This is a genomic window from Kitasatospora sp. NPDC048365 (assembly GCF_043200835.1).
Classification (GTDB): domain Bacteria; phylum Actinomycetota; class Actinomycetes; order Streptomycetales; family Streptomycetaceae; genus Kitasatospora; species Kitasatospora terrestris.
Map to the genome: position 1 here is coordinate 195,313 of NZ_JBICYJ010000006.1, position 22,177 is coordinate 217,489.

The window sequence follows — 22,177 nt, forward strand, 5'->3', positions numbered from 1 at the left end:
GCTCCTGGGAAGGGTGGTCGTGGGAGGGCGTCAGCCGTTGGCGAGGCGTTCGTACTGGCGGCGCATGACGTCGTTGAGCAGCGCCTTGTCCGGGTCGCCCTTCACCTCGACGGTGACCTCGAAGCAGATGTCGCCCTGGTAGCCGATGCCGACCAGCTCGCCGGTGTAGGCCTGCTGCTCGGGCTTGAAGACGTAGCCCTTGGCGCCGGAGACGCCGTCCACGTCGAAGGAGTCGCCCTTGAAGGAGGAGTTCTCGGCGAAGCCGCGGGCCCGGTCGGCGCGGCCGAACTTCTTCAGCTCGACGGTGACCTCGACCTTGCCGTCGCGGGTGCGGTAGGTGCGGGTGGCAGCCGAGTCGAAGCCCCAGGAGTCCAGGATCCCCTTGATGTCGGTGTCCTTGGAGTAGTGCTTCGCGATGTCGTCCATCGTCATGTCGGTGCCGTCCGGCGAGCCGTACGGGTCGGCCTGGTCGGGCACCGGGAGGAGGAAGTACCGCAGGTCGCCGCTGTGCTTGCCGCCGGAGACGGTGCCCTTGAGGGTGCTGGCCGGGCGGGGCGCGACGGTCGGCGAGGGGGTGGGCGTCGGCGAGGGCGAGGGGCTGGCGCTCGCCGAGGCGGAGGCGGACGCGGAGGCGCTCGCGGCGGGCGCGGCGGCGGTGGTCCGGGGGGCGCGGTCCGGCTTGCCGACGGCCACGGTGACGGTGGCGCTGGCGGCGGTCACCGCGAGCAGGCCGGCCACGCCGAGCGCCACGGTGGCGGTCCGGGACAGCTTGCGCTGCGTCGCGGCCACCGGCTCGGCGCCGAACGCGACGACCGGCTCACCGGCGGACTCGGCGGTGGCTGACTCCACGGGCAGCGCGGCCACGGGCTCGGCAAGGGGCTCGGCGGCCGGGGCGGCAGCGGGCTCGACGGCCGCGGTCTCCGGCTCGGGCACGGCCGGTGTTGCGGGGTCGGGTACGGACAAGGGTCTTCCCCCCAGAGTGACGATCGACGGGCCGCGCGCGAGTGCCCGACCGCCGTTCCCCCCGGCAGCGCGACGGGTCTCGATCACCGTGCGGTCTGCGCATTATGAGAGTTCGTCCGCATGCCCAACAACACGATTTCGGCCGCCAATCAGCGCAATTCGCGCCAATCCGACGCATCGTGACCGAACCGCAACGGGGCGGCCCGCCATGCGGACCGCCCCGGCGTCCTGCGGGCCGTCAGGCCCCGAGCGCGGCGAGCACCTCCCCGGCCGCGCGGGCGCCCTCGACGGCGCCGCCGTTCATGTACCCCTGGAAGTCGTACGAGGTGTGTTCGCCCGCGAAGTGCAGGTTTCCCTGGGCGGTTCCCTCGTAGCCCGCGTACGTGGTCAGGTATCCGGTCGGCCAGTACGAGTAGGCGCCGTACGAGTACGGGTTGAGGTGCCAGGCGGAGAGGGTGGCCCGGCCGTTCCAGGCGGCTTTGGTGCCGGGCCAGACGCTGTCGATCTGGCTGAGGTAGTCGTCCACCAGGTTGCGGGTGTACGGGGTCGAGGCGGTGGTGAAGGCCGACGGCGGGGTGAGGCCGCGGGCGAGGCTGCCGCCGCCGTACTGCACGGCGATGCCGTTGCTGCCGGCCTGGCCGCGGGTGACGTCCCAGGCCTGCTGGAAGGGCAGGTCGGCGAAGCACTCGCCGTTGGACTGGCCGGTCCACGGGCTGGTGCCGTACCAGGGGCGGCTGTTGAACTGCATGTTGAGCTTGGTGCAGGCGCCCATCCGCATGTTGGCGAGCACGCCGCGCATCATCGGGTCCAGGCCGGCCCGGGTCAGGTCGATCCGCTGCTGGAGGATGGGCAGCGGCACGGTGAGGATCGTGTGGTCGGCCACCACGGTCTTCGTGCCGCCGCCGTCCAGCGCGAAGGTGAGGGTCTGGCTGCCGTCGGCGTTGCGGACCACCGCCTGGAGGGTGTGGCCGAGCTGGACGGTGCCGGCCGGCAGGGCGGCGGCGACGGCTCGCGGGACCTGGTCGTTGCCGCCGACGATGTGGTACCGCTCGTCGGAGCCGCCCCAGATGGAGAAGTTGCCGGGGCTGGACTGCCAGGACACCATCAGCAGCATCGCGTACGAGGACTGCTCGGTGGTGTCGGCGCCGTACTCCACGGCGTACGCGACGTCGAGGAGGCGGCCGAGGTCGCTGTCGTAGCCGCCGGGGACGCGGGAGTTGATCCAGTCCCGGATGGTCATCGTGTCGAGCGCGACCGACGCGGCGTTGTGGTTGTTCCAGGTGGGGCCGGAACCACCGGCCTGGATGTCGCTCTTGACCGACTGCCAGACCTGCTTGAAGTCGATGTCGACCTGGGTCTTCGGGTAGTAGTGCCCGTTGACGTGGAAGATGCCCTCGGCGCCGGCCGGCAGGGTGGAGGTGACGTCCACCAGGCCGAGGCCGAAGCGCTGGCAGAGCTGCTTGATCTCGTGGTGGCCGGTGTCGACCAGCTCGCCGCCCCACTCGGAGACCTGGCCCTGGTTCCACAGGCCGGGGCTGCTGACGCCGCCGCCGGAGTACATCCGGCCGCCGATCCGGGTGGGGTTGGCCTCGTAGACGGTGGCGGCGACGCCCTTGTCGGCGAGGGTGAGAGCGGCGTTCAGGCCGGAGATACCGGCGCCGATGATCGCGATCCGGGCACCGCCGGTGATCGGCCGGTCGGTGGTCGCGGCGCGGGCCCGCGGGGCGACCGAGGCGGTGCCGGCGGTCACGGCGAGGCCGAGGGCGGCGGCCCGGCCGAGCAGCGCGCGGCGGGAGACGCCGTCCGGCTCGGCGCGGGCCTCGTCGCGCAGGCCCCGGTACTCGTCGACGGGCATCCGCAGGCGTTCGGCGGCGGCCTGGTCGGCCAGCAGGTGCTCGATCCGGCCGGCGTGGGGGGTGCGTGCCATGGGGGGTCAACCTCTCTGGGTGTGGGGGGAGAAAGGGTCAGACCTGGGCGGGAACCGGCTCCTCGTCCGAGCGCTCCTGGGTGTTCTCGACCACCAGGCGGCCCATCACCTCGTACTTCTGCGGGTGCCGGGCGCGCATGTACAGGGCCAGCGCGATGCCGCCGAGGAAGACCGCCGCGACGATCCACGGGATCAGCTTGAAGAAGAGGATCTTCGAGGCGGCGCCGGCCGCGGTGTCGAGGTTGACCACCAGCAGGACGATCGCGGCGAGCATGCCCAGGCCGCCGAGCAGCGGCGCGGTCAGGGTGCGGAACCAGTGCCGGGACTCGGGGTGGTTCTTGCGGAAGTAGGCGACCACCGCGAAGGAGCAGAGCGTCTGCACCACCAGCAGGGCGAGCGTGCCGAGGATCGCGGTCAGCGTGTAGAGGCTGACGTACGGGTCCTGGCCGGTCACCCAGAAGCCGACGATGATCGCGAGCGCGATGCCGGTCTGCGTGAAGGAGGCGACGTACGGGGAGCCGTGCTTGGCGTGGGTGCGGCCGAGTGCGGGGAGCAGGATGCCCTCGCGGCCGATCGCGTACAGGTAGCGGGCGGCGCACTGGTGGAAGGCCATGCCGCAGGCGAAGGCGCTGGTGACCATCAGCCACTGGAAGGCGGTCACCGCCCAGTGCCCGAGGTACTGCTGGGCGGGGGCCAGGAACAGGTCGAGCGGGCTGGAACCGCCCACGATCTCCACCGACTTGGCGCCGCCGTTGCCGGCCAGCACCATCCAGGAGACGAAGGTGTAGAGCACGCCGAGGCCGACCACGGCGAGCAGGGTGGCGCGGGGGATGATCCGCTTGGGGTTGCGGGACTCCTCGCCGTACATCGCGGTGGACTCGAAGCCGATCCAGGACCAGAAGCAGAAGAACAGGCCGACGCCGGCGTTCACCCCGGCGAACGCGCCGGTCGGGTTGAGCGAGGACAGCTGCAGGCCGCCGGGGCCGCCGCCGTGCAGCAGGATCGAGCCGCCGAGCAGGATCAGCATCAGCACTTCGCCGACCAGGAAGACGCCGAGCACCTTGGAGGCGACCTCCAGGTCGAAGTAGGAGAGCACCGCGGTGATCGCCAGCATCGCCAGGGCGAAGACCTGCCAGGGCAGGTCCACGCCGAACTGCGACTCCACGGCCTGCTGCCCGAAGTAGGCGAAGATGCCGACGATCGAGGCCTCGAAGACCACGTAGGCGAGGACGGCGAGCAGGCCGGAGGCCATGCCGGCGATCCGGCCGAGGCCGTGCGAGACGAAGCCGTAGAAGGCGCCGGCGGTGGTGATGTGCCGGGCCATCGCGACGTAGCCGACGGTGAAGACGGTCAGGACCAGGGTCACGAACAGGAAGCCGGCCGGTGCGTGGACGCCGTTGCCGGCGCCGACGATCACCGGCAGGTTGCCGGTCATCGCGGTGATCGGCGCGGCGGTGGCCAGCGCCATGAAGATCACCCCGACCAGTCCGACGGAACCGGCCTTGAGGCGCTGGACGGGCGGCGGGTCCTGGACCGCTGGGGACTGCTCGACGGCGGGCACGGGCGACTCCTCGGGGTGAAACCGGCGGTACCGGGGGCACTCGGGGGGCGGAAAGGGCTCCGGCGACGTTGGGGCACGCCGGGAGGGCCCAGTGTGGTGGGCGTCACTCCCCGCCGGGGATGTGCAAGGTGTAGCGGGGGCTGTTTCCGGATTGACGGCATGTCAATGCCGATCGGCCGCAATGCAGTACGGGCTGTGTCCGATCCGTTGACCCCGGCTGGTCCAAACCTCATGCTGTGATCCGCCCGGGGGCCCGTCCGTCCGACTGGAGGCGTTCGCTGATGCGCGTTCCGTTCCACCGGCTCCGCCCGATCGCGGCCACCGCCGCCCTGCTGGGTGCGGCACTGGCACCCACCGTCCCGCCGGCCGCGGCCGCCGCCGGCTCCCCGATCCAGATCTACGGCGCCTGGCACTGCGGTGACGACGCCTGCATCTGGGGCACCGTCCGCGACATGGCCGAGTTCGACGCCAAGAACCACTGGCTGATCGACCGCGGCGACGGCCGCCCGTCCGTCAACCTGGCGATCCTCAGCTTCGTCCACCCGCTGAAGCTGCTCAACGGCACCAACGACGCCACCACCGTGGACGGCGTCCCGCGCGGCATCAACCAGGCCGTCGTCGACTGGTTCAAGAGCCACGGCGTGCGGGTGATGCTCTCCATCGGCGGCATCACCTACACCGACGCCTGGGACCAGGCGCTCGCCCAGAACCCGACCCTGTTCGGGCAGCGGGCCGCCGCGCTGGCCACCCGGCTGGGTGTGGGCATCGAGATCGACTACGAGCAGAACACCAACCCGAACCTGGCCGGACTGCAGGCCTTCGTCGACGCCTACCGCGCCGTCCACCCGTACGACGCCACCGGCGCCGACCCGGCGGCCCGGCTGACCATCGACACCGCGGCCGGCGACCGCTGGCTGATCGACATCAACCGGTACGCCACCGCCAACTGGCTGCGCACCGACACCCCGGTGCTCGACTACGCCAACGCGATGGTGCCGGCCCGGCAGCCGTCGGCCACGGGCGCCACCGACAACTGGCAGGAGCACCTGGACGGCAAGCCGACGTACAGCCCGCCGGTCCTGCCGCTCGCCCCGGCGAAGTTCACCGGCGGCCTGTACATCGCCGAGGGCTCCAAGGTCCGCCCGGAGTGCAACGACTTCGCCAACTCCGTGCAGAAGGCCACCGGCGGCTGGCTGCAGAGCGCCGCGCCCAACGGCGCGGGCACCACCAGCGGCCTGCTCGGCTACATGTTCTGGGCCGCCGAACGGCCCTCCACGCGCGGCGTCACCACCCAGCCGCCGAACGGCTGCGCGGGCGGCGTCGGGGCCGGGGCCACCGCGTACGCGATCCCCGTCCCGATGCCGGCGCTGCGCCAGGGCTGACCCGGGCCCGGCACGGACCTGCGGCCCCGCCCGACCCGGGGCCCGCTACTCCGCCGGGTCGACGCCCCCGCCCTCCGCGGCGGGCTCCGCCGGCTGCTCCGCGGGCTGCGCCGGCGGCTGCTGCGTGGTCCACAGGCCCGCCGCCTCGCCGAGCGCGATGTCCAGCCGCTCCCGGCGGATCCGCCGGTCCACGTACAGCAGCGCGTGGCAGACCGGCAGCAGCGGCAGCGTCACCGCGGTGCTCAGCAGCACGCCGACCAGGAACAGCAGCACGGCCGCGACCAGCACCCCGGGCGACGGCGGCTGCGGGTCCGCGCCGAACGGCAGCGCGATCAGCACGCCCACCAGCACGAACGGCGTGGCCACCAGCTGTCCGCCCATCGAGGCGATCAGGTTCACCACGTACGGGATACCGAAGCTGCGCAGCCAGGCGCCCTCGTTGAGCCGCCAGGCCCGCGGGAAGGCGGCCAGCGGGCGGCTCTCCTCCATCACCAGGACCGGCACCAGCAGGGTCAGCCGCACCTGCGCGTAGAACAGCCCCACCCAGCAGGCCACCGCGAGCAGCCCGAAGAGGACGCCGACCACCGCGCTGCCCAGCACGGCCGACACGGCCACCCACAGCACCATCAGCACGGCCGTCCCGAGGAGGGCGCCGCCGCCCAGCAGCAGGTACTCGGCGGTGATCCGTCCCAGGTGGCGGCGCGACTCGGCCCACACCGCGCGGGTGCTCACCGGCTTGCCGATGACCGCGTGCCGGGTGACCACCGTGCCGGTCGCGGCGGCCACCACGCTCAGCGCGCCGAGGCAGAGCACCAGCAGCAGCCAGCCGGAGACGGCGACCGTGACCAGGGTGACCAGCTGGCCGTCGGTCGGCTCGTACCACTTGTCGGCGACCACCTGCCGGTACAGGTCGATCAGCAGCCCGTACGCCACCACCGCGTAGACCGCGAGCACCAGCAGCACGCCCGCCGTCGCGGCGAGCACCGGCACGTAGAGCTGCGCGAAGTAGCGGCGGACGGTGTTCATCACGCCGGTGAGCACGTCGCCGAAGCCGAGCGGCCGCAGCGGGACCACGCCCGGCTGCGGGGCGGGCGGCGGCCCGGGATGGAAGTACTGGTACTGGTGCTCGCTCATGGTGCGTCCCCCCTGGTGTTTCCGTGTGTTCGGTGTCAGACCGCGGACTGCTGCCGGCGCAGCCGCTCGACGGTCGCGAGGAAGAGGAAGAAGTTCGGGATCTTCCCGACCGGGGTGCTCGACCAGGGCAGGAGCTTGCCCGCCCGGGAGAGGAACACCATGCCGTCCTTCACCTCGAAGCGCTGGATCTCGGCCCACCCGACCGCACCGCGCTTGGGCGTGGCGACGCCGCCGGTGGTCACCGCGATGTCGCCGAAGCGGACCGTCTCGCCGCGTCCCAGCATCTCCAGCACGCCCGGCAGCTGGGCGTTGGTGATGGCGTGCTGGATGATCAGGCCCCAGCGCTCGGGGTTGGCGAACAGGTCGGTGACCTTGATGGTGGCGCCGTTCTGCGTGTACAGCGTGTAGACGTAGTTGGTGCCGACGTGGATGCCGTTGGCGTAGCGCTCGGTGATCTGCTGGAGCGCGGCCATCGAGTCCCAGCGCAGCGCCCCGACCGGGCCGGTGTGGTCGACCACGACGAGGCCGTGGTCGAAGAGGTGGAGGCGTCGGGCCGCCTGCTTGGGGTTGAAGTTCGGTGTCTGCCACAGCACCCAGATGAAGAAGAGTCCGGGCAGGACGAAGCAGGCGAGGCCGAGCAGGGTGAAGAACAGCATCGCGGTGACCCGGCCGGCGCCGTGGCGCTTGGGCAGGAAGGTCTCGCGCAGCGCGCCGAGCCGCTCGGCGGCGGCCAGCGCCTGTACGGCCTCCGGCAGTGGTTCCTGGGTGACCGGGACGGTGGGTGCGGCCATGGCTCTTCCTCGTGGTGCGGGATCCCGCGTTCGCCCGGCGGGATCGATCGGGGGCGAGCGGATCATACGGCAGTAGCACCGGCCTGCCGAGGGGCCGGGTACGCCGGAGGGGACCGGCGCCCCGCGCCGGTCCCCTCCGTCCCCCTGCTCCCCCTGCTTCCCCTGCTTCCCCCTGTGCGGTCAGCCCAGGCCGTGCACCCGCTTGTACTCCAGCGCGTACGCCAGCTTGCCCGGCTTCGCGTCGGAGTACGGCTTGCTCAGCTTGTCGAACTCGCCCTTGTTGGCGGCCTTGCCCGCGTTCCACTGGCTCAGCGCGCCGAGCTGGCCGGCGGTGAACCCGCTGTCCACCACGGTGTCCTTGGGCAGCGCGGTCATCGCCTCGGTCACGGTCCGCACCGCCGCCAGGTAGCCGGCCTGGTCGGTGGTGTCCCAGTCGGCCACCGGCGCGGTGTCGCGCACCCAGCTGCCCCAGTAGAACTCCTGGAACGGCAGGCCGTTCTGCGCGTAGCCGATGTCGCGGCCGAAGTAGAGCAGGCCGCGGTACTTGTCGTTCTCGAAGTTGGCCAGGCCGACGCCGGTCGGCAGCTTGTTGATCCTGACCGGGTTGCCCTCGGGGTCGCTCAGGTACACCCACTTGTGGGCCTGCATCTGGTCCCAGAACGCCTGCCGGGTCAGGTTGCTGAAGTTGGCCTGCACCCGCAGCCGGACGTGCAGGTCGGCGCCGCCGTCCGGGGTCTCGAAGAACGAGGTCAGGGTGTGGTGGCCGTCCGTCAGGAACGGCTCCCCGCCGGGGCCGATCACGACCGTCTTCATCGGCTCGATGCTCGCCGCGGTCTCCCCGCCCACCGGCAGCGCGCAGGTGAACGAGGACGGGTCGTCCAGGCGCGCGCCGGGTGCCGCCGCCACGGCCTCGATCCGGCCGTCCGCCTCGCACCAGTCACTGAACTTCTTGTTGATCGCGTCCTTGCCGAGGGTGTACCGGCCGAGCTTGTAGTACACCTCGTCGTAGCCCAGCGCCGGCTGGGTCGGGTGCACGTCCCCGATCCGGACGTCCAGCAGGTCGCCCTCCTGCGCGCACAGGTACTGCGCGAACGGCGTGTGCCGGTTGTCGTGACCGCAGAACGACGGCCGGGTGCCCGGCGCACCCGGCGCCGCGAACGCGGCCGGCGCCGATCCGGCAGCGACGGCCAGCGCGGCTCCGACCGCCGCGATCCGGGCGGACGGAAGTCTGAAACGCATAACGCTCCTCGCGGGAAGTGCGGAATTGTGCCCGCGACACTCCCAGCGACCGGCCAACACCCGCCGTCCCGCGCGTGAATCCCCGGCGAACGCGCGAAATCGCTTCCGCTCGCTTTTTGTAGGGTTCCACTCAACCCAGCTGGGCCAGGCCCTCGGTGGCGATCCGTTCGAAGACCGCGAGGTCGTTCTCGAAGATCGAGTCCGGCACCGGCCAGTGGATCACCAGCTCGGTGATGCCGATCTCCCGGTACTGCCCGGCCCAGTCCACGAAGGCGTCCAGCGACTGCAGCGGCCGCTCCGCCGTCGACCCCTGCAGCAGCACCTTCGCCAGCTCGCCGACGTCCCGGCCGCGCGCCTCGCAGGCCTCCGTCAGCTTCGCCAGCTGCTTCGCGATCACGGCGGGCGCCTGCTCCACCGGGACGTCGCCCGGGCCGCGCGGGTCGCCGTACGTCACCCAGCCCTGCCCGTGCTCCGCCGCCAGCCGCAGCCCGCGCGGACCGGTCGCCGCCACGTAGAACGGCACCCGGGGCGTCTGCACGCAGCCCGGGATGTTCCGCGCCTCCACCGCCGAGTAGTACGTGCCCTCGCGCGTCGTCGCGTCGGTGGTCAGCAGCTCGTCCAGCAGCGGCAGGAACTCCGCGAAGCGGTCCGCCCGCTCCTTCGGCGACCAGGCCTCCTGCCCCATCGCCGTCGCGTCGAACCCGACCCCGCCGGCCCCGATCCCCAGCGTCAGCCGCCCGCCGGACACGTCGTCCAGCGTGATCAGCTCCTTCGCCAGCGTCACCGGGTGCCGGAAGTTCGGCGAGGTGACCAGCGTGCCCAGGCGCAGCCGCTCGGTCGCCGTCGCCGCCGCCGTCAGCGTCGGGACCGAGCCGAACCACGGCTCGTCCCGGAAGCTCCGCCACGACAGGTGGTCATAGGTGTACGCGGCATGGAACCCGAGGTCCTCGGCCCGCCGCCAGATCTTCTGCCCCTCGCTCCACCGGTGGATGGGGAGGATCACCGTACTCAGACGCATGGCCCCGACCCTACGCCGCCGCGGCCGGGGGCGGCCCCGAAGCTCGGTGCGGGCCGTTGTACTGCTGCCGGCGGCGCCGAGGCCGGCCGTGGGCCGGTGGCGCCGGGGAGCTACGCCGTTCGGGCGGGGTGCGCGAAGATGGTCGGGTGACCACCTCCCCGCGCCCCCGCCTGATCGCCACCGACCTCGACGGCACCCTGCTCTGCTCGGGCGGGACCGTCTCCGAGCGGACCGCCGCCGCGCTGGCGGCGGCGGAGGCGGCGGGTGTCCAGGTGGTGTTCGTGACGGGCCGGCCGCCGCGCTGGATGAAGCAGGTGACCGGGCACATCGGCGGCCACGGGGTGGCGATCTGCTCGAACGGCGGCGCGGTGGTGGACGTGCGGCGCGGGGAGCTGCTGGAGAGCTTCCCGCTGCGGACCGCGGACGCGCTGGCGGTGGTGGCCGCGCTGAAGGCCGAACTGCCGGGCACCGCGTTCGCGTTCGAGTACCCGGCCGGGTTCGCCCGGGAGCCGGAGTACACCCTGGTGATGTGGGAGTCCGACAAGGAGCACCCGGTGGCGCCGGCCGAGCGGCTGCTGGCGGACGGCACCGTGGAGGGCATGTTCAAGCTGCTGGCGAAGCACCCGGAGCTGGAGCCGGACGAGTTCCTGGCCCGGGCGCGGGCGGTGGCCGGGCAGCACGCCGAGATCACCCGGTCCAGCCCGGTGGCGCTGCTGGAGATCAGCGCGCCGGGGGTGACCAAGGCGAGCACGCTGGCCCGGTGGTGCCGCGAGCAGGGCATCGACCGGTCCGAGGTGGTGGCGTTCGGGGACATGCCGAACGACCTGGAGATGCTGGCCTGGGCGGGCGACTCGTACGCGGTCGCCAACGCGCACCCGCAGGTGCTGGCGGCGGTGGCCCGGCACACGGTGAGCAACGAGCACGACGGCGTGGCCGCGGTGATCGAGACCCTGCTGGCGTAGGCCCCTGCGGCGCGGGGCGGGTCGGAGCCGGGCGGTCGGAGCCGGGCAGTCGGAGCCGGGCAGTCGGAGCCGGGCGGTCAGAGCCGGGCGGTCCAGCGGACCCGGGTGCCCTTGCCGTTCGGGCCGGTCTCGTGCCAGGCGTCGCCGCCGAGCGCCTCGGCGCGGCGGGTGAGGTTGCGCAGTCCGCTGCGCCGGCCGCCGTCCGGGATGCCCACGCCGTCGTCGGTGACGGTGAGCAGGACGCCGGGCCTGCCGGACCGGACCGGCGCCTCGGGGTCGCCGGAGAGCGGCCGCCCGCGGTCGCCGAGGTGGACGGTGGCGTCGACGTCGACGGCGACCCGGGAGGCCCGCGCGTGCCTGGCCGTGTTGGAGAGCATCTCCCGCAGTGCGGCGAGGAGTTGGCGGGAGGTCTGCTCGCCGACCAGGCTCTCCACCGGGCCGGTGAAGGTGATCGCGGGCTTGAAGCCGAGCGCGGCGGCAGCCTGGCTGCCCTCGCGCAGGACGCGGGTCCGGAGGGTGTCCGGTTCGTCGTCGGTGTCGCCGTGCTGGAGGGCGTAGATGGTGGTGCGGACCTCCTGGATGGTGGCGTCCAGCTCGTCCACCGCCTTGCCGATGCCGGTCTGCACCTCGGGGACGACGGAGCGGCGGGCGGCGCTCTCCAGCATCATCCCGGTGGCGAAGAGCCGCTGGATGACCAGGTCGTGCAGGTCGCGGGCGATCCGGTCGCGGTCCTGGAAGACGGCCAGGCGCTGCTTGTCGCGCTGGTACTCGGCGAGCCGCAGGGCGAGGGCGGCCTGGGAGGCGAAGGTCTGGGCGAGCTGCTTCTCCGCGGCGGTGAACGGGGCGGTGCCGCGCGGCCGCCACACGCACAGGCCGCCGAGGACGCGTCCGGCGGACACCATCGGCACCGCCATCGACGGCCCGAACTCGCGGGCGATCCGGATCACCACGGTCGGGTCGGTGGACATGTCCTCCAGGTAGATCGGTTCGCCGGCCAGCAGCCGGGCGGTGAAGCTGTCCTCGGGCAGCAGTTCGCCGTTGAGGTACTCGGCGGCCTCGCCGGAGGCGTGCGCGACCCGCATCTGGCTCTCGCCGGCCGGCAGCAGGATCATGCCGACCGCGCCGTCCGCGAGTTCGCGGACCTGTTCGGCGGCCACCGTCAGCGCGACCTGCGCCTCGTCGGTGGAGAGCAGCGCGGTGGTGACCGCGGCCGCGCCGGCGATCCACCGCTCGCGGCGCCGGCCCTCCTCGTACAGCCGGGAGTTCTCGATCGCCACGCCGGCGGCGGCCGCCAGCGCGAGCACCACCTGCTTGTCCTCGGGCGTGAACCCGCCGGCGCCCTGCTTCTCGGTCAGGTAGAGGTTGCCGAACACCTCGCCGCGGACCCGGATCGGCACGCCCAGGAAGGACCGCATCGGCGGGTGGTGGGCGGGGAACCCGGTGGAGCGCGGGTCCTCGGAGAGGTCGGCCAGGCGCAGCGGCTCGGGGTTGTCGATCAGCGCGCCGAGGATGCCGCGGCCGGCCGGCAGCTCGCCGATCGCGGCGGCGGTCGCGTCGTCGATGCCGATGTGGATGAAGTCGGACAGGCCGGTGCCGTGGGGGGAGATCACGCCGAGCGCCGCGTACTGGGCGTCGACCAGTTCGGCGGCGCCGCTGGCGATCCGCTGCAGGGTGGCGTGCAGGTCGAGTCCGGCGCCGACCGAGACGACCGCCTCCAGCAGCCGCTGCATCCGGTCGGTGACGGCGGCGGCCGACTGCAGGCGTTCGGAGACCTCGGTGACCAGGGTGTCCAGGCCGAGCGAGGAGATCTCGGGGACGCGCGGCGCGGCCGGTTCCTGGTCCGCGGCGGATGCAGCGGATGCAACGGATGCGGCGGGGTCGGAGGGCACGGCGGGGGAGGTGGCCGGGGGCGGGGTCTCCATGGGGCTAGTTTGCCTCCCTTTGTCCGAAAGTCAGACCGCGACGGTCAGCGTGTCCGCGCCCGTCGCCGCGCCCTCCTGCCCGCCCGTCGCGGCGTCGGCCGTGTCGGCCTCCCGCTCGCGGCGCAGCATCGCGGCCAGCCGGCTCCGGTCGTCGCCCGCCAGCACGGACCAGGGGCCGCGCTCGGCCACCCGGCCGGCGTCCAGCACCAGCACCTCGTCGACGGTGGTGTCGTCCAGCCCGGCCAGCCGGTGGGTGATCAGCAGGGTGGTGCGGCCCGCGGTGGCGGCGAGCAGGTCGGCGGTGAGCGCGTCGGCGGTCGGCAGGTCGAGGTGCTCGGCCGGCTCGTCGAGGATCAGCACCGGGAAGTCCGCGAGCAGGGCCCGGGCCAGGGCGAGGCGCTGCCGCTGGCCGCCGGAGATCCGGGCGCCGTGCTCGCCGACCATGGTGTCCAGCCCGGCGGGCAGGGTGTCCACCCAGTCGAGCAGCCGGGCGGCGGCGAGTGCGCCGCGCAGGTCGGCGTCGGTGGCGTCGGGGCGGGCGAGGCGCAGGTTCTCGCGCAGGGAGCTGTCGAAGACGTGCGCGTCCTGGGCGCACAGGCCGACGGTGCGGCGGACCTCGTCGGCCGCGGCCGAACGGGTGTCCACAGCCTGTGGACGGCCGGCGGCGAGGGTCACCGTGCCGGACGCCTGGTCGAGGAAGCGCAGCAGCACCTGGGCGAGGGTGGTCTTCCCGGAGCCGGACGGGCCGACCACGGCGATCCGGCGGCCCGCGGTGAGGTCCAGGTCGACGCCGGTCAGCGCGTCGCGGTCGGCGCCCGGCCAGCGGGCGGTCACCCCGCGCAGGGCGATCGGCAGCGGGTCGGCGGGGACGGGCGCCGGGTCGGCGGGTTCGGCGACCGGGACGGGGCGGGCCAGCACCTCGTCCAGCCGGGCCCGGGCGGCCCGCGCCCGCTCGCGGAACTGCACCGCCGTCGGCATCCCGGCGACCGCCTCGAATGCGGCCAGCGGGGTGAGGACGACCACGGCCAGGCAGGTACCGGGCAGCGAGCCCGCCGCCACCGCCTGCACCCCGACCGCGGCGGAGAGGGTGACGGTCGCGCCGGTGACCAGCGCGGTCAGGCCGGCTCCCAGGCCGGCGGTGGCCGCCGAGCGGGCGGCCAGCCCGGTCAGCCGGGCGTCGGCGGCCCGGACGGCGGCGAGCCGGGCCGGGAGGGCGCCGGCCACGGTCAGCTCGGCGGTGCCGGTGAAGGTGTCGACCACGGACACCGCCAGCTCGCCCCGGGCCGAGGCCCGGCGGCGCTCGGCCCGGCCGGAGAGGCGCACCGCGAGGGCGGGGACGACGGCTCCGGCGAGCAGCAGGCCCGCCGCCAGGACCACCCCGGCGGCCGGGAGGAACGCGGCCGTGGCGGCGGAGGCGGCGAGGGAGACGAGCGCCGCGACGGCGGCGGGCAGGCGCCAGCGCAGGTAGTGGTCCTGCACGGCGTCGACGTCGGAGACCAGCCGGGCCAGCAGGTCGCCGCGACGGAACGCGGGGAGGCCGGCGGGGGCGAGCTGTTCGAGCCGGGTGTAGACGGCGGTCCTGACTCCGGCGAGCGCCTTGAGCACGGCGTCGTGGGAGACCAGCCGCTCGGCGTAGCGGAAGACGCTGCGGCCGATGCCGAAGGCCCGGACGGAGGTCACCGCCATCATCAGGTACAGCACGGGCGGCATCTGCGAGGCGTACGAGATCAGCCAGCCGGACGTCGCCATCAGGGCCACCGCGCACCCGAGGGCCAGCGCGCCGAGCGCGACGGCCGGGGCGAGCCGCACGCGCGTGGCCGCGACCGGTTCTGCGGGCGTCGGCCCGGGAGCCGCACCGCCCGAAGCCGCAGCCGCGCCGCCCGCGGCCGAGACCGCGCCGACCGGCGGGACCGCGGCCCCCGGGCCGGCAGGCCGGTCGGCGGGCGGCCCGTCCAGGTGCACCCGGTGGTGCGGGAGGGCGAGGAGGGCCGGGCGGTGGGCGATCAGCAGGACGGTCCGGCCGACGGCGAGCTCGCGGACGGTGGCGACCAGGGCGGCTTCGCTCGCGCCGTCGAGGTTGGCGGTGGGCTCGTCGAGGAGCAGGACGGGCCGGTCGGCGAGGATCGCGCGGGCCAGGGCGATCCGCTGCCGCTGTCCGGCGGACAGCCCGGCGCCGTCCTCGCCGAGGACGGTCTGCGGCTCGGCGAACTCCAGGGCGTGGGCGGCGGCCAGGGCCTCCCGCACCTCGTGGTCGTCGGCCGAGGGCCGGGCGAGCCGGACGTTGTCCGCGACCGTCCCGGCGAACAGGTGCGGGTGCTGCGGCACCCAGGCGATCTGGCTCCGCCAGCCGTCCGGGTCGTACTCGGCGAGGTCGTGTCCGTCGACCAGGACCCGGCCGCGCTCGGGCCGGACGAAGCCGAGCAGCACGGCCAGCAGGGTGGACTTGCCCGCGCCGCTCGGACCGGTGACGACCGTGGTCGCGCCGACCGGCAGGGCGAAGGAGACCTCGCGCAGCGCGGGCAGCTCCCGCCCGGGGTGGGTGACGCTCACGCCGTCCAGGGCGATCGTCGCGGTGCCGAGCGGCGGTACGGTCCGGGTGCCGCCGGCCGGGACCGGCGTCTCCAGGACCTCGAACACCTCGCCCGCCGCGGTCAGTCCTTCGACGCTGGAGTGGTAGAGCGCGCCGACCTGACGGATCGGCAGGTACACCTCGGGGGCGAGGACCAGGACCAGCAGGCCGGTCTCCAGGTCGAGGGTGCCGTTGACCAGCCGGAAGCCGATCGACACCGCGACCAGGGCCACCGACAGGGTGGACAGCAGTTCCAGGGCGAAGGAGGAGACGAAGGCGATCCGCAGGGTCCGCAGGGTGGAGCGGCGGTACTCGTCGGTGATCCGGGCGATGGTCCGGGCCTGGGCCTTCGCCCGTCCGAACACCTTGAGCGTGGGCAGTCCCTCGACCACGTCGAGGAAGTGGTGGGAGAGCCGGGCGAGGCCGGTCCACTGACGGTCCATCCGGGCCTGGGTGGCGAGGCCGATGAGCACCATGAACAGCGGGATCAGCGGCAGCGTGACGGCGATGACCGCGGCCGACTCCCAGTCCGCGCCGAGGATCCGGGCGAGCACCACCGCGGGGACGACGACGGCGAGGGCCAACTGCGGCAGGTACCGCGCGAAGTAGTCGTCCAGGGCGTCGACGCCGCGGGTGGCGAGGGCGGTCAGCTCCCCGGTCCGGCGCCCTTGCAGGTAGGCCGGCCCGAGGGCGGTGGCGTGCTCCAGCAGCCGGCGCCGGAGCGTGGACTTCACCCGCGCCACCGAGCGGTGGGCGGTCAGTTCGGTCAGCCAGGCGACGGCCGCCCGGCCGGCCGCGACGGCGAGCAGGGCGAGCAGCAGCCCGCCGACGTCCCGCGCGCCCTGCTGGAAGGACCGGACGACCAGTTCGGCGATCAGTCCGGCCTGGAGCACGACCAGGATCGCGCCGGCCCCGCCGAGCAGGACCGATCCGGCGAGGAAGGCCCGGGTGGTGCGGGCGTACGCCAGCAGCCGCGGGTCGACGGGGCGCATCCGCTGCTGCCGGCGTTCCATCACTGCACCGCTCCAGTTCCCGTGGGATTCAGTGGGCCGAGGGGATGTGCTGGACACCGATCCGCTTGCGGAACACCCAGTACGTCCAGCCCTGGTAGAGCAGCACGATCGGGGTGAAGACCGCCGCGACGATCGACATCACCTTGAGGGTGTAGGCGGACGAGGCGGCGTTGGTGACGGTCAGCGACCAGTCCGGGTTCAGCGTGGAGGGCATGACGTCCGGGAAGAGCGCGAGGAAGAGCATCGCGACCGCCGCCACGACCGTCAGGCCGGAGAGCACGAACGCCCAGCCCTCCCGGGCCAGCTGGTTGGCCGCCAGCGCGCCGAGCAGGGCCAGCACCGCGACCACCGTGGCGGCGAGCGACCAGCCGTTGCCGCTGTGGGCCTGGGTCCAGATCAGGAAGACCAGGGCCAGGACGGCGGTGACGGCGCCGAGCACCAGCGCCTGGGCGCGGGCCCGTTCCCGGATGTCGCCGACGGTCTTCAGCGCGGCGAACAGGGCGCCGTGGAAGGTGAACAGCACCAGGGTGGTGAGGCCGCCGAGGATGGCGTACGGGTTGAGCAGGTCCCAGAAGGTGCCGACGTAGTTCTTGTCCTGGTCGATGTCGACGCCGTGGACGATGTTGGCGAAGGCGACGCCCCACAGGAAGGCGGGCAGCAGGGAGGTCCAGAAGATCGCCGTCTCCCAGTTGCGCTGCCAGCGCTCGTCGTCGCGCTTGGCCCGGTACTCGAAGGCCACGCCGCGCACGATCAGGCAGACCAGGATGGCCAGCAGCGGGATGTAGAAGCCGCTGAACAGGGTCGCGTACCAGTCGGGGAAGGCCGCGAAGGTGGCGCCGCCGGCGGTCAGCAGCCACACCTCGTTGCCGTCCCAGACCGGGCCGATGGTGTTGATCAGGACGCGCCGCTCGGTGGTGTTCCGGGCCAGTGTCCGGGTCAGGATGCCGATGCCGAAGTCGAAGCCCTCGAGGAAGAAGTAGCCGATCCACAGGACGGCGATCAGGATGAACCAGAGGTCGTGGAGGTGCATCGTCCGTCCTCAGTAGGCGAAGGCGAGGGGCTTGTCGGCGTCCTCGTCGGAGGACGGCCCGCGCAGCGTCGGGTCCTTCGCGGGCGGCTGCTCGGAGGTGACCGGGCCCGGCTTGGCGTACTTGACCAGCAGGCGGACCTCGATGACCGCGAGGATCGCGTACAGCAGGGTGAAGGTGGTCAGCGCGCCGATCTGCAGGCCGACGCCCACGTTGGGGGAGACGGCGTCGGCGGTGCGCATCAGGCCGAAGACGACCCAGGGCTGACGGCCCATCTCGGTGAAGATCCAGCCGAAGCTGTTGGCGATCAGCGGGAAGCCCATGGTGAGGATGCCGATCCGCCAGCTCCACCTGGTGAAGAAGGTGTTCATCTCGCGGTGCTTGGTGAGCATCAGCTTGGGCGGGACGTCCTCGCCGGTGCGGTGCTCGGGGGCGAGCCAGAACTTCCGCCGGGTGGTCCACAGGCCGATCACGGCGGCCACGAAGGAGGTCATCCCGAAGCCGATCATGAGGCGGAAGCCCCAGTAGGTGACGAAGATGCTCGGGATGTAGTCGCTGGGCTGCCCGCCGTACGCGGCGGCCTCGGCGGCGGCGGTGTCGTTGATGCCGGGCACCGCGGAGGAGAAGTTCCCGTTGGCGAGGAAGGACAGTATCCCGGGGATCTCCAGCTCGACCGAGTTGTGGCCCTCGTTGACGTTGCCGACCGCGAAGATCGAGAACGGGGCGGGGTCCTGGGTCTCCCAGAGCGCCTCGGCGGCGGCCATCTTCATCGGCTGCTGCTCGAACATCACCTTGGCCAGGGTGTCGCCGCTGAGCGCGGTGCCGAGGCCGGCGATCGCGGCGATGGCCAGGCCCACCCGCAGCGAGGTGACCATCGCGGCGACCTTCTTGCGGTCGTCCTCCTTGCCGCGCTTGGCCCGCCACAGGTGGTACGAGGCGATGCCGACCACGAAGGCGGCGCCGGTGAGGAAGGCGGCGGTCAGGGTGTGGAAGACCTGGACCAGCGTGGTGTTCTGGAACAGCACCCGGCCGATGTCGGTGAGCTGCGCCTTGCCGGTGGCCTCGTTGATCCGGTAGCCGACCGGGTGCTGCATCCAGGAGTTGGCGGCCAGGATGAAGTAGCCGGAGAGGACCGTGCCGATGGCGACCAGCCAGATGCAGGCGCAGTGCAGCTTCTTCGGGAGCCGGTCCCAGCCGAAGATCCACAGGCCGATGAAGGTCGACTCGAAGAAGAAGGCGATCAGCGCCTCCATCGCCAGCGGGGCGCCGAACACGTCACCGACGAAGCGCGAGTAGTCGGACCAGTTCATGCCGAACTGGAACTCCTGGACGATGCCGGTGACCACGCCCATGGCGATGTTGATCAGGAAGAGCTTGCCCCAGAACCTGGTGGCGTGGAAGTACTTCTCCTTGCCCGTCCGGACCCAGGCGGTCTCCAGACCGGCCACGATCGAGGCCAGGCTGATCGTCAGCGGGACGAAGAGGAAGTGGTAGACGGTGGTGATGCCGAACTGCCATCGCGCGATGGTCTCGTGAGCGACTGCTAGCTCCACTGCGCCCTCTCTCGGCCGTAAATTGCCATATAACGGACAAAACGAATTTCTAGCACTCAACCGCGCCGAACTACGCCAAGCTTGCCCGCTTGTGAAAGTGAACACTTTCACAAGGAGAGTATCCACGATGCTTACACGGGCCCTGCGGGCGGGGTACGACTTTCGGACAGGGCGATGATCCGACGCGGGATCGGCCGGTCACAAGGAACATCAGGGCAGGTCGGCTGTACCGATCGGCGCTTGACAGCTCAGCGCTGGCGGGGCAGCTCGACCCGGAAGGCGGCGCCCCGGCCGGGAGCGGTGTCCAGCGAGATGGTCCCGCCGTGCGCCCGGACCAGCGCCGACGCGATGGCCAGGCCCAGGCCCGCTCCCCCGCCGCCGGTGCGGCTGCGCGAGGAGTCGACCCGGTAGAAGCGCTCGAAGACCAGCCCGGCCTGATCCTCGTTCAGCCCCGGGCCCTGGTCGGCCACCTCCAGCAGGCAGCCGCCGGAGTCGGAGCCGACCCCGATCCGGACCGCGGTGCCGGCCGGGGTGTGCTTGACCGCGTTGCCGACCAGGTTGGTGACCACCTGGCGCAGCCGGGCCTCGTCGCCGAGGACCGGAGCGGGCTGCGGTGCGCCGGTGCCGTCCGGCCCGGTGAGCGAGACCGGACGGCCGGGGTCGAGCGCGGTGAGGTCGTGCAGGGCGTCGGCGGCCAGGGTGCGCAGGTCCATCGGGGCCAGGTCGAGCGGGCGCTCCTCGTCCAGCCGGGCCAGCATCAGCAGGTCCTCGACCAGGCCGCCCAGCCGGACCGCCTCGGACTCGATCCGGTCCATCGCCCGGTCGACGTCCTCCAGGGCGCCCATCCGGTGCAGTTCGGCGAAGCCGCGGATGCCGGCCAGCGGGGTGCGCAGCTCGTGCGAGGCATCGGCGACGAAGCGCCGCATCCGGGCCTCGGAGGCGGCCCGGGCGGCGAACGCGGACTCGATCTGGCTGAGCATGGTGTTGAGCGCGGCGGAGAGCCGGCCGACCTCGGTGCGGCGGCCGAGCTCCGGCATCCGATGGGAGAGCTCGCCGGAGGCGATCCGCTCGGCGCCCTTCTCCAGCTGGCGCAGCGGGCGCAGTCCGGCCCGGACGGCGACGGCGCCGAGCAGGGCGATGCCGGCCAGCACGCCGCCGCCGATGGTGAGGAAGGTGGTGCGGAGTCGGCCGATGGTCTCGTCCACGTCGTCCATCGGGATGGCGACCAGGACGTAGGCGGGGGTGGAGAAGTCGGTCTGGTTGGCCCGCTGCACCGGCATGACCAGGGTCCGCCAGTGGCCGTCGCGCCCGGCGGGGGCGGTGAAGGGGTGGCCCTTGCGCTCGGCGAGGGCGGCCGCGTTCATCCCGGGCAGCTGCGGGGACGGATCGGTGTCGGCCATCGGCTGGCGGATCGTGGACTGCGGGCTGCCGTCGGCGCCGAGGTACTGGACCACGAACTGGCTGGGCAGGGCGACCCGGCGGCCCGGCTGCTGCTGGCTGAGCGGGTTGGGCTGCTGCAGGGCCCTGGCGGGCACCCGCCGGGCGAGCTGGTCGGCGGTGCGCCGCAGCTGCTGGTCGGCCCGCTCGACCAGCTGGCCGCGGACCGTGCCGAGCACCAGGGTGTCGCTGACCACGAGCCCGGTGGTGACCAGCAGCAGCGCCAGGACCAGCAGCCGGGCGCGCAGCGAGAGCCGGGCGGCCATCAGCCCTGCGGCGGTCGGCGCAGGGCGTAGCCGATGCCGCGCACGGTGTGGATCAGTTTGGGGCCGTGGGCCGGGCCGGAGTCGAGCTTGCGGCGCAGGTAGGAGATGTACGACTCGACGATGGAGAGGTCGCCGCCGAAGTCGTACGCCCAGACGTGGTCGAGGATCTGCGCCTTGGAGACCACCCGGCCGACGTTGGCCATCAGGTAGTGCAGCAGCTTGAACTCGGTGGGGGAGAGCGCGACCGGGACGCCGGCCCGGGTGACCTCGTGGGCGAGCGGGTCGAGGACGAGGTCGGCGACGGTGAGCCGGCCGTCCTCGGCGGGGCCGCCGGAGCGGCGGAGGATCGCCCGGATCCGGGCGATCAGCTCCTCCAGGCTGAACGGCTTGGTCACGTAGTCGTCGGCGCCGGCGGCGAGGCCCTGGACCTTGTCGCCGGTGCCGTCCTTCGCGGTGAGGAAGAGCACCGGGACGTGCTCGGGGCTGTGCGGCCACTGGGCGGGGTCGCGCAGCCGCTCGACGACGGTGAAGCCGTCCAGGTCGGGCAGCATCACGTCGAGCACGACCAGGTCGGGGCGCTCGGCGGCGACGGCCGCGAGCGCCTCCTCGCCGGTGGCGGCGGAGGCCACCCGGAAGCCGGAGAAGCGCAGGCTGGCGGAGAGCAGCTCGCGGATGTTCGGCTCGTCGTCCACCACCAGCAGGAACGCCTCGCCGGACGCGCTGGTCGCCTGTGCTGTCCCTGACACCTGTGATCCGCCTCCTGGTCGACTGTCCCCCCAGGACGATAGCTCGGCGAGGCTACGTGAGGTCGATGAAGGTTGTATTAATCACCCACCGTTGCCGGAACGTGCTCCGCCGAAGCCCCCGGCCGCGCCCTCGGTGAGCTGGGTGGCGGTGTAGCCGCCGTCGGCGCCCTTGGTGCCGACCACGGTGACGGTCTGGCCGGGCTGGAGGTCGGCGACCGCGCCCTGCTTGTTCAGCGTGACCTTGGTGGAGTCACCGGTGGTGATCTTGATGGTGTTGCCGGTGGCGTCGGTGAGGTAGACGGTGGTGCCGTCCACGGCCTTCACCGTGCCGCGGGTGAAGCCCGCGCCGTTCGCGCCGCCGGCGCCCTGGCCCGGGACGGTGCCGTTCTGGCCGCCGCGGGTGCCCTGGCCGTTGCCGCCGTACCCGCCGGGGAAACCGCCCTGGCCGAAGTTCGGTCGCTGGCCCTGCCCGCCGGCCGCGGTGGTGGTGCCGTTGTCCTTCTGGTACCAGACGCCTCCGGCGAAGGAGAGCGTGGCGATCACGCAGCCGGCCAGGGCGAGGGTCACCCAGGGCAGCTTGCGGCGCGGTGGGGAGGCCAGCTCGGCGGTGACGTCGCGGGCGTCCGGCGCGGTGGCGAGCAGCTCCTGCTCTTCTGACATGGGTCT

Annotated in this window: 16 protein-coding genes; 2 read left to right on the forward strand and 14 right to left on the reverse strand. The window is 72.9% G+C overall.

The annotated features are described in order from the left end of the window. Positions 1–30: 30 nt before the first annotated feature. From ACGFX4_RS08655 to ACGFX4_RS08665, 3 genes are all read right to left on the reverse strand, one after another. Positions 31–963 (reverse strand): hypothetical protein, encoded by a 933-nt coding sequence (locus tag ACGFX4_RS08655; protein ID WP_393071251.1) that lies wholly within the window; start codon positions 961–963, stop codon positions 31–33. Between the two features lie 238 nt (positions 964–1,201). Next, on the reverse strand, positions 1,202–2,890 hold the full coding sequence (locus ACGFX4_RS08660) for a flavin monoamine oxidase family protein (protein WP_393071252.1): 1,689 nt from the start codon (positions 2,888–2,890) through the stop codon (positions 1,202–1,204). A gap of 37 nt (positions 2,891–2,927) precedes the next feature. Then, positions 2,928–4,358 (reverse strand): APC family permease, encoded by a 1,431-nt coding sequence (locus tag ACGFX4_RS08665; protein ID WP_393071327.1) that lies wholly within the window; start codon positions 4,356–4,358, stop codon positions 2,928–2,930. A gap of 374 nt (positions 4,359–4,732) precedes the next feature. Here ACGFX4_RS08665 and ACGFX4_RS08670 point away from each other — a divergent pair, with 374 nt between their 5' ends. Further along, entirely contained in the window at positions 4,733–5,833 is a 1,101-nt protein-coding gene (locus ACGFX4_RS08670) for a hypothetical protein (protein WP_393071253.1), read from the forward strand. Between the two features lie 45 nt (positions 5,834–5,878). On the opposite strand, the gene ACGFX4_RS08675 is transcribed toward ACGFX4_RS08670, so the two are convergent. The 4 genes from ACGFX4_RS08675 to ACGFX4_RS08690 form a co-directional block, all read right to left on the reverse strand. Continuing rightward, the gene (locus ACGFX4_RS08675; RefSeq protein ID WP_393071254.1) at positions 5,879–6,967 is read right to left on the reverse strand and encodes a hypothetical protein; all 1,089 of its coding nucleotides are present in this window, start codon (positions 6,965–6,967) and stop codon (positions 5,879–5,881) included. A gap of 35 nt (positions 6,968–7,002) precedes the next feature. Continuing rightward, positions 7,003–7,758 carry a DUF6585 family protein gene (locus ACGFX4_RS08680; protein WP_393071255.1) on the reverse strand — a complete coding sequence of 252 codons (756 nt, stop codon included), beginning with the start codon at positions 7,756–7,758 and terminating at the stop codon, positions 7,003–7,005. 180 nt (positions 7,759–7,938) lie between these two features. After that, positions 7,939–8,997, reverse strand: a complete 1,059-nt coding sequence (locus ACGFX4_RS08685; RefSeq protein ID WP_393071256.1) for a ParB-like protein — start codon at positions 8,995–8,997, stop codon at positions 7,939–7,941. Positions 8,998–9,127: 130 nt separating this feature from the next. Further along, positions 9,128–10,015, reverse strand: coding sequence for an LLM class flavin-dependent oxidoreductase (locus tag ACGFX4_RS08690; protein WP_393071257.1), 888 nt, complete (start codon positions 10,013–10,015; stop codon positions 9,128–9,130). A 146-nt stretch (positions 10,016–10,161) separates the two neighbouring features. Here ACGFX4_RS08690 and ACGFX4_RS08695 point away from each other — a divergent pair, with 146 nt between their 5' ends. After that, on the forward strand, positions 10,162–10,977 hold the full coding sequence (locus tag ACGFX4_RS08695) for an HAD family hydrolase (RefSeq protein WP_393071258.1): 816 nt from the start codon (positions 10,162–10,164) through the stop codon (positions 10,975–10,977). 77 nt (positions 10,978–11,054) lie between these two features. On the opposite strand, the gene ACGFX4_RS08700 is transcribed toward ACGFX4_RS08695, so the two are convergent. From ACGFX4_RS08700 to ACGFX4_RS08730, 7 genes are all read right to left on the reverse strand, one after another. Beyond that, positions 11,055–12,707, reverse strand: a complete 1,653-nt coding sequence (locus ACGFX4_RS08700) for a GAF domain-containing sensor histidine kinase (protein ID WP_393071328.1) — start codon at positions 12,705–12,707, stop codon at positions 11,055–11,057. A gap of 222 nt (positions 12,708–12,929) precedes the next feature. Next, positions 12,930–16,460, reverse strand: a complete 3,531-nt coding sequence (gene cydD, locus ACGFX4_RS08705; protein WP_393071329.1) for a thiol reductant ABC exporter subunit CydD — start codon at positions 16,458–16,460, stop codon at positions 12,930–12,932. Between the two features lie 49 nt (positions 16,461–16,509). Beyond that, complete coding sequence (gene cydB, locus ACGFX4_RS08710) at positions 16,510–17,511, reverse strand: cytochrome d ubiquinol oxidase subunit II (RefSeq protein ID WP_393071259.1); 1,002 nt, start codon at positions 17,509–17,511, stop codon at positions 16,510–16,512. 9 nt (positions 17,512–17,520) lie between these two features. Then, a complete protein-coding gene (locus ACGFX4_RS08715) occupies positions 17,521–19,062 on the reverse strand; it encodes a cytochrome ubiquinol oxidase subunit I (protein WP_393071260.1) in 1,542 nt (513 codons plus the stop codon). A gap of 248 nt (positions 19,063–19,310) precedes the next feature. Next, positions 19,311–20,765: an ATP-binding protein gene (locus tag ACGFX4_RS08720; protein ID WP_393071261.1), complete on the reverse strand. Its 1,455-nt coding sequence runs from the start codon at positions 20,763–20,765 to the stop codon at positions 19,311–19,313. Further along, the gene (locus ACGFX4_RS08725; protein ID WP_345698262.1) at positions 20,765–21,511 is read right to left on the reverse strand and encodes a response regulator transcription factor; all 747 of its coding nucleotides are present in this window, start codon (positions 21,509–21,511) and stop codon (positions 20,765–20,767) included. The genes ACGFX4_RS08720 and ACGFX4_RS08725 overlap by 1 nt, the downstream gene beginning before the upstream one ends. Before the next feature lie 81 nt (positions 21,512–21,592). After that, on the reverse strand, positions 21,593–22,171 hold the full coding sequence (locus ACGFX4_RS08730) for a hypothetical protein (protein ID WP_393071262.1): 579 nt from the start codon (positions 22,169–22,171) through the stop codon (positions 21,593–21,595). Between the last annotated feature and the right edge of the window lie 6 nt (positions 22,172–22,177).